Raw genomic sequence first — 7,172 nt, 5'->3', positions numbered from 1 at the left:
ATAGAGTTTGTCCGCCTCCGGGATCACCTTCTCGCCCAGGATCTCCAGCGGCGTGATCGTCGATACCCCGGGTACGAAGCCGTGGACGTGGGTGACGCCCAGCTTCGCCAGGCCCGCCATCTGCTCCAGGATCGTGTCGACGTGCTCGCCGTCGGCACCCGGGTCGAGCGGGAACATGACGGTCTTCTCGATCTCGTCGTAGTCGCGGCCGACGGCCTCGCAGTGGCCGCGCAGCACGTCGAGCTTGTGCGCGACCTCGGGGCCGCCGAACAGGTTGCACGCCTGGGCGTACCGGGCGACGAGCCGCAGCGTCTTCTTCTCCCCGCCGCCACCGATCAGGATCGGCGGGTGCGGACGGCGCAGCGGGTGCGGCGAGTCGAGCGTGCGACCCAGCGTGTAGTGGGTGCCCTCGAACGGGCCGTCGTCGTCGCTCCACATCTGCAGGCAGATGCGCAGCGTCTCCTCCAGGCGCTCGAACCGCTCGGCGGTCGGCGGGAAGTGCAGGCCCAGACCGTGGGCCTCCTCGCCGTTCCAGGCGGCGCCGATGCCCAGCCAGGCGCGGCCACCGGACAGGACGTCCAGCGTCGAGACCAGCTTCGCGAGCATGCCGGGCTCGCGGTAGGTCACGGCCGTGACCCAGGCGAGCAGGTCGACCTTCTTCGTGTGGGCCGCGAGGAAGGCGAGGGTCGTGTACGCCTCCAACATGTCGTTCTCTTCGGGACCGACGCCGCGGATCTGCCAGACATGGTCCATGACGCTGATCTTGGAGACGCCGACGTCCTCGGCGGTCGTCGCGATGCGGGCGAGGTCGGCGGCCAGGTTCTGCGGGCCGCCCGGCCAGGTGAAGTCAGCGATGTGCAGGCCGATCTTCATGGGGTGGTCTTCTCCCATCGGAAAGGGGTGTCCTCCCTGTGACGTTAGCGCCGCCCGGGCCACGTCGGCCGCACCCGCGAGATCACAAAACACATGAACCGGAATGAATGCCGCGAATCCGTTCTGCCAATCGGATTCATTGCGCGCGAACAGGTGTGGGATGCCGCAGGGCTCGGGTACCGCAGGTCGAATCCCCGGACGAGGAGGTCGGTGTGGCGAGCCCGGAAGCAGACGTCAGAGACAGGCCGATCCGCAGTCTGATCCCGGCACGGATCGACCGGTTGCCCTGGTCCCCGTTCCACACCCGCCTGGTCGTCGCGCTCGGTGTGGCGTGGGTGCTCGACGGGCTCGAGATCACCGTCGCCGGGTCGGTCGCCAGCGTGCTGGAGAAGCCCGAGGGCCTCAGCATGTCGGCCGCGGCGGTCGGCGCGGTCGCCACCGTCTACCTGGTCGGCGAGGTCGTCGGCGCCCTGTTCTTCGGCCATCTCTCCGACCGGCTGGGCAGGCGGAACCTCTTCATCGTCACCCTCGCCGTGTACCTCGTCGGCAGCGGGCTCACCGCACTGACCCTCGGCAACGGCGTGGGCTGGATCGTGTTCCTGTACCTGACCCGGTTCATCGCCGGAATGGGGATCGGCGGCGAGTACGCGGCGATCAACTCCGCGATCGACGAGCTGATCCCGGCGCGGTACCGCGGCCGCGTCGACATCGCGGTCAACGGGACCTACTGGTTCGGTGCGATCCTCGGCACGCTCGGCACGTTCATCCTCCTCAACGCCGTGCACCCGTCGCTGGGCTGGCGGCTCGGGTTCCTGCTCGGCCCGGTACTCGGGCTGATCATCATCGTCGTTCGGCGCAACCTGCCGGAGAGCCCGCGCTGGCAGATCATGAACGGCAAACGGGAGGCCGCCGAGGAGTCGATCACCTACATCGAGGACGAGGTCCGCAAGACCGGGCGCACCCTCCCCGACGTCGACGAGAAGAAGACCATCGAACTCATCCCGGCCGCCGAGATCGGCTACGTCCGGTTGCTGAGACTGCTGTTCCGGGAGATGCCGGGGCGCGCCACCCTCGGCGCGACCCTGATGATCACGCAGTCGTTCCTCTACAACGCGATCTTCTTCACCTACTCGCTGCTGCTCACGACGTTCTTCCACGTCGACAGCGGCAACGTGCCGCTCTACTTCATCGCGTTCGCGGTCGGCAACTTCATCGGCCCGCTCGTCCTCGGCCCGCTGTTCGACACGATCGGGCGCCGCACGATGATCGGCGGCACCTACCTGCTCTCCGGCATCCTGCTGGCCATCACCGCGGTGCTGTTCAACGCGGGCGCGCTCACCGCGCTCACCCAGACCATCGCGTGGACGATCATCTTCTTCTTCGCCTCGGCCGGTGCGAGCGCGGCGTACCTGACGGTCAGCGAGATCTTCCCGCTGGAGGTCCGGGCCAAGGCGATCGCGGTGTTCTTCGCCATCGCCCAGTGCTTCGGCGCCATCGCCCCGCTCATCTACGGCGCGCTGATCGGCGACGGGTCCCGGCCCGTCCTGCTGTTCATCGGCTACCTGATGGGGGCGGTGATCATGGCCGTCGGCGGGCTGGTCGCCTGGTTCCTGGGCGTCGACGCCGAGGGCAAGTCGCTGGAGGACGTCGTGTCGCCGCTCGGCGTGCGCAAGCCCGCGACCCGGGCCCCGGGCGCGGGCTCCCCGACCTCGGGCTGACGTCGCTCCAGCACGCGGCGCCGTCGGGCCGGCCCTCCCACGCCGAGCTCGACGTGGGACTGGTTCCGACGCGGCCAGGACCAGGCTGGTGTCGAACTCGGCGCAGAAAGGCAGATCAGGCGCCGACCGCTCAGGACACCCCGCCGGTGACGAGCGCGGCGAAGCGGTCGAGATCGACGTTGCCGCCGCTCACGATCACGCCGACCCGCTTCCCGGTCAGCTCGTCGCGCCGGGCCAGCACTCCGGCGAGCGCCAGGCACCCCGTCGGCTCCACGATCAGCTTGCACCTGCTCGCCATGAACCGCATGCCGTCGACGAGCGCGGCGTCGGGCACCGTCAGGATCTCGTCGACGCCCTCACGGATGATCGCGAACGGGTAGCGGCCCAGGTGCTGGGTCTGCGCGCCGTCGGCGATGGTGCGGGGCACGTCGATGTGGACGATCTCGCCCGCCCTCCACGACCGCAGACCGTCGTCGCCCGCCTCGGGCTCGACGCCGAGGATGCGCACCCCGGGCGAGAGCGCCCGCGCGGCCAGGATCGCCCCCGACAGCAGCCCGCCCCCACCGAGACACACGAACAGCGCGTCGAGCGGGCCGACCTCCTCGATCAGCTCCATCGTCGCGGTGCCCTGACCGGCCAGGACGTCGGGATGGTCGTAGGGCGGGATCAGCGCGAGCCCGCGCTCGGCGGCGAGGCCGGCGGCCAGCTCCTCGCGGTCGACGCGGTAGCGGTCGTAGGTGACGACCTCGGCGCCGTACCCGCGGGTCGCGGCCACCTTCGACGCCGGCGCGTCGAGCGGCATAACGATCGTCGCCGCCGTCCCCAGCTCGCGGGCGGCCAACGCGACAGCCTGCGCGTGGTTGCCCGACGAGTACGCCAGCACCCCCGCGGCCCGCTGCCCGGGTGAGAGCCGCGACAGCGCCGTGTAGGCACCCCGGAACTTGAAGGCACCCCCGCGCTGCAGGTTCTCGCACTTGAGGAACACCGACGCCCCGACCGTGTCGTCGAGCGTCCGCGAGGTCACGACGGGCGTCCGGTGCGCGACCCCGGCCAGCCCGCGGGCGGCCGCCTCGACGTCGGCGAACGTCGGCACGGGCCGGTCGAGCGTGCTCAGGCCTGCCCCCCGGCGGCCTCGGCACGGAACACTTCGGGGGCACCGGCCTCCTCGATCCCGAACAGCCCGTCGACGGCGGTGAGGCGCGGGATGCGACGCGTCGGGCCGTGCGGGCCGCGCAGGGCGCCGTCGACCGCGCCACCACCGAGGCCGGTCGCGGCGCGGTCCCTGACGGCGTCCTTGCTGCGGCGGATCACACACTTCCGTCTCGTCGGCACAGGACCGTGCGGCCCGTGCACCACCCGGCGCGGATCTCGCGCGCCGGCCGTGACGATCGAGAGTAGTGCGCTCGGTCCGCGTCCTCAGCGTCCGCCGCGACGGTGGGGAGCCCGTGCGGCGGACGGTGCCCTGCCGGGGCGGGCGACGCCTGCGGGTCGCTCAGCGCTTGCGACCCTTCCCACGGTTCCACCCTGCGACCACGGACAGGCCCTCGACCAGGCCGTTGAGGGTGCGTCCGAATCGACGACGGAACTTGCGCATGCCTACCTCCAGTGATTTCGGGGAGCTGTCGGGGGCCCCACCAAGGTCTCAAACAGGTCACGACGGTCCACGGGCGGGGTCCACGAACGGGTGAACACCGCAGGTCGTCGCCCTGTGCCGCGCGGCCAGCAGCGGCTCGGTCGTCGGCGGCCGGCGGCCGCCACTAGGCTCGGACACGATGAGGCGATCGCTGCGCTCGCCGCTGCCCCAGCGGCACGGCCTCGACGCGGTCCGGCTACGGACCCCCGACGACGGCCCCTGGACGCTCATGCGCGACCACCTCGTCGAACGCCTGCCGCGCGTCGAGCCCGAACGCATCGACGCGATGCTCGCCGACGCCGAGATCGCCGGTGTCGACGGGCCGCTGCGCCCCGACTCCCCGTTCGTCCCCGGAACCTTCGTGTGGCTGCACCGCGACCTGCCCGACGAGGTGCCCGTCCCCTTCCCCATCGGCATCGTGCACCGCGACGACCACCTGCTCGTCGCCGACAAACCACACTTCCTGTCGACGATCCCCCGCGGCCGCCACGTCGTCGAGACCGCACTCGTGCGACTGCGGCGCGACCTCGACCTACCCGACCTCTCCCCCGCCCACCGCCTCGACCGGGTCACCGCCGGGCTGCTGATGTTCGTCGTCCGCCGCGAGGAACGCGGCGCCTACCAGACGATGTTCCGCGACCGCCGCGTCGCCAAGACCTACGAGGCCATCGCCCCCCACGACCCCACGCTCATCCTGCCGCGCACCGTGACCAGCCGGATCGTGAAGGAACGCGGCGTGATCGTCGCGCGGGAGGTCGACGGCCCGCCCAACGCCGAGACCCTCGTCGAGCTGCTGGAGCACCGCGACGGGCTCGGCCGCTACCGGCTCACCCCGCGCACCGGCCGGACCCACCAGCTGCGCCTGCACATGGCCGGGCTCGACATCCCCATCCTCGGCGACCGCTTCTACCCCGACCTCCACGACACCGCACTCGACGACTGGACCCGGCCCCTGCAGCTGTGCGCCCGCACGCTCACCTTCACCGACCCCGTCACCGGCGAGGACCGGGCCTTCACCAGCGCGCTCGCACTGCAGGCGTGGCACGACCACGCGGGCTGGGCGGCCGGGGCACCCACGAACTCCGTCGACGGGCCCGGCACCGGCCGGTGAGGGTGGTCGCCGTGCTCACCGCCACGGACGTGCAGCGCTTCCTCGTGCTCGCCACCGGCGGCCCGGGCGACGTCCACCTCGCGCCCCCGGTCGTCGGCCACGGCGCGCAGCCTCACCGCGGCACCCGGCCGCGGTTCCGGGACCGGGACCGGTCCCAGGACCGGGCACGATTCCGGGACCGGCCGCCGCTGGAGCGCACCGGCCTGCTCGGCCTGTCGGGCGTGGACCCGGCACCGGTCGAGCAGGCCGTGCGGGTGGGACTCAGGCCTTCCCGGTCCGGCTGAAGTCCGCCGGAATGATCAGGTCGTCGCGGCTCAGCTCGCGGATCGACGACTTGCCCAGACCCAGCAACGCCGAGTCGATCCCCTGACGCAGCAGCTGCAGCACGTTCGTCACCCCTGCCTCGCCGTTGGCGGCCAGACCCCACAGGTAGGCACGTCCGATCAGCACCGCCCGGGCACCCAGCGCCAACGCCTTCACGACGTCGCTGCCCCGGCGGACACCCCCGTCCATGAGGACCTCGACCTGGTCACCCACCGCGTCCACCACCGCCGGCAGCAGCCGGATCGCGCCCGGCGTGCCGTCGAGGTTGTTGCCGCCGTGGTTCGACACCGAGATCGCGGTCGCACCCGCGTCCACGGCGCGGCGCGCGTCGTCGGGATGTGTGATGCCCTTGATCGCGAACGGCCCGCCCCACTTCTCCCGGAGCCACGCGATGTCCTCCCACGTCGGCAACGGGGTGCCCATCCACTCGCCGTACGCGCCGAAGAACGTCGGGGCCTCCTCGTCGCCCAGCGCGAGGTTCGGGGTGGTGAGGTCGGGCAGCTTGCCGTGCTTGAGCCAGTTCACCAGGTACCGCGGCCGCAGCACGCCCTCCGGCGCGAACTGCAGCATCGCCTTCAGATCCAGCTTCTCCGGGATCATCGGGCTGCCCCAGTCCCGGCCGTTGGAGAACGACCAGTCCAGGGTCATGATCAGGCCCTTCGCGCCCGCCGCCCGGGCCCGCTCGGCGCGCGCGAGGATCCGCTCCCGGCTGCCCACCCAGTACATCTGGAAGAACAGCTTGTCGTTGGCCGCGGCGACGTCCTCCACCGCGCGGCTCGCGAACGACGACAACCCCATCGCCGTACCCATGCCCGCCGCCGCGCGGGCGACCGCGACCTCACCCTCGGGGTCGACCGCCTGCACACCCGTCGGCGAGATGACCACCGGGAACGCGATGTCCTGGCCCATCACCGACGTCGACTGGTCGCGCTCCTGCGGCAGGTCCGCGATGCGCGGGCGGAAGCCCAGCTCCGCGAACGCGTCGACATTGTCCTCGGTGGTGAGGCCACGTTCACTGCCCGCGACCAGCGCCATGTAGACCGACTTGGGCAGCCGTTTGCGCGCCCGCCGCTGTGCCTCGGCGACCGTCTCGAACCACTCGCTCGTGCTCGCCATCCCCGCTCCCTCGCCAGGCTGTCCCGTCCGCCGCAACCTAGCATTTCGGCACCCGGTGCCGAAAGTCGCGGATGTGGGGTCGGGCCGTTCGGACGGGCAGGTCCTCCCTGACCGGGCCGGCCGTCCCGACCACCGCGCGGTGTGGAGCGGCCGGCTCGCCGCGGCCGACCTCACAGCCGGCGTGATCGCCGAGTGCGGGACATGGGCGCCGGGGTGGCGCTCATGTCCCCGGAACGTCGGCGCGTGGGCTCTGGCGTCCGCGCGCGATCGCGAGCGTGTCATCAGCGCTACCCACGAACGCTCATGACACACCCGGCGGCGGGGCGCGACGGAGCGGGGCGGGGCGCGACGGAGCGGGGCGGGGCGCGGCGCGGCGGAGCCCGGCGCGGCTGGCGGG

Annotated in this window: 7 protein-coding genes; 3 read left to right on the top strand and 4 right to left on the bottom strand. The window is 71.9% G+C overall.

Features of this window, described 5'->3' with window-relative positions; genetic code table 11:
• Nucleotides 1-873, bottom strand: an 873-nt coding sequence (locus tag PSU4_RS30220; protein ID WP_147116001.1) for an LLM class F420-dependent oxidoreductase, incomplete at its 3' end; no start/stop codon positions are given.
• A gap of 281 nt (nt 874-1,154) precedes the next feature.
• Between PSU4_RS30220 and PSU4_RS30215 the strand changes: the two genes are divergently transcribed.
• Nucleotides 1,155-2,591 carry an MFS transporter gene (locus PSU4_RS30215; RefSeq protein WP_246115451.1) on the top strand — a complete coding sequence of 479 codons (1,437 nt, stop codon included), beginning with the start codon at nt 1,155-1,157 and terminating at the stop codon, nt 2,589-2,591.
• A gap of 130 nt (nt 2,592-2,721) precedes the next feature.
• Here PSU4_RS30215 and PSU4_RS30210 read toward each other — a convergent pair whose 3' ends face one another.
• Together PSU4_RS30210 and PSU4_RS31655 are read right to left on the bottom strand one after the other, a co-directional pair.
• The gene (locus PSU4_RS30210; protein ID WP_222596453.1) at nt 2,722-3,684 is read right to left on the bottom strand and encodes a threo-3-hydroxy-L-aspartate ammonia-lyase; all 963 of its coding nucleotides are present in this window, start codon (nt 3,682-3,684) and stop codon (nt 2,722-2,724) included.
• A gap of 17 nt (nt 3,685-3,701) precedes the next feature.
• Complete coding sequence (locus PSU4_RS31655; RefSeq protein ID WP_186817268.1) at nt 3,702-3,902, bottom strand: hypothetical protein; 201 nt, start codon at nt 3,900-3,902, stop codon at nt 3,702-3,704.
• 461 nt (nt 3,903-4,363) lie between these two features.
• Here PSU4_RS31655 and PSU4_RS30205 point away from each other — a divergent pair, with 461 nt between their 5' ends.
• Nucleotides 4,364-5,335 carry an RluA family pseudouridine synthase gene (locus PSU4_RS30205; RefSeq protein ID WP_147115994.1) on the top strand — a complete coding sequence of 324 codons (972 nt, stop codon included), beginning with the start codon at nt 4,364-4,366 and terminating at the stop codon, nt 5,333-5,335.
• Nucleotides 5,336-5,346: 11 nt separating this feature from the next.
• A complete protein-coding gene (locus PSU4_RS30200) occupies nt 5,347-5,619 on the top strand; it encodes a hypothetical protein (RefSeq protein WP_147115991.1) in 273 nt (90 codons plus the stop codon).
• Here PSU4_RS30200 and mftD read toward each other — a convergent pair.
• The gene (mftD, locus tag PSU4_RS30195) at nt 5,597-6,775 is read right to left on the bottom strand and encodes a pre-mycofactocin synthase MftD (RefSeq protein WP_147115989.1); all 1,179 of its coding nucleotides are present in this window, start codon (nt 6,773-6,775) and stop codon (nt 5,597-5,599) included. The two genes, PSU4_RS30200 and mftD, sit on opposite strands and share 23 nt — an antisense overlap.
• Nucleotides 6,776-7,172: the final 397 nt, after the last annotated feature.

This window comes from Pseudonocardia sulfidoxydans NBRC 16205, from assembly GCF_007989085.1.
Taxonomy (GTDB): domain Bacteria; phylum Actinomycetota; class Actinomycetes; order Mycobacteriales; family Pseudonocardiaceae; genus Pseudonocardia; species Pseudonocardia sulfidoxydans.
Note: the sequence above shows the minus strand (reverse complement) of the source record. Positions and strands in the feature narration are given on the sequence as shown.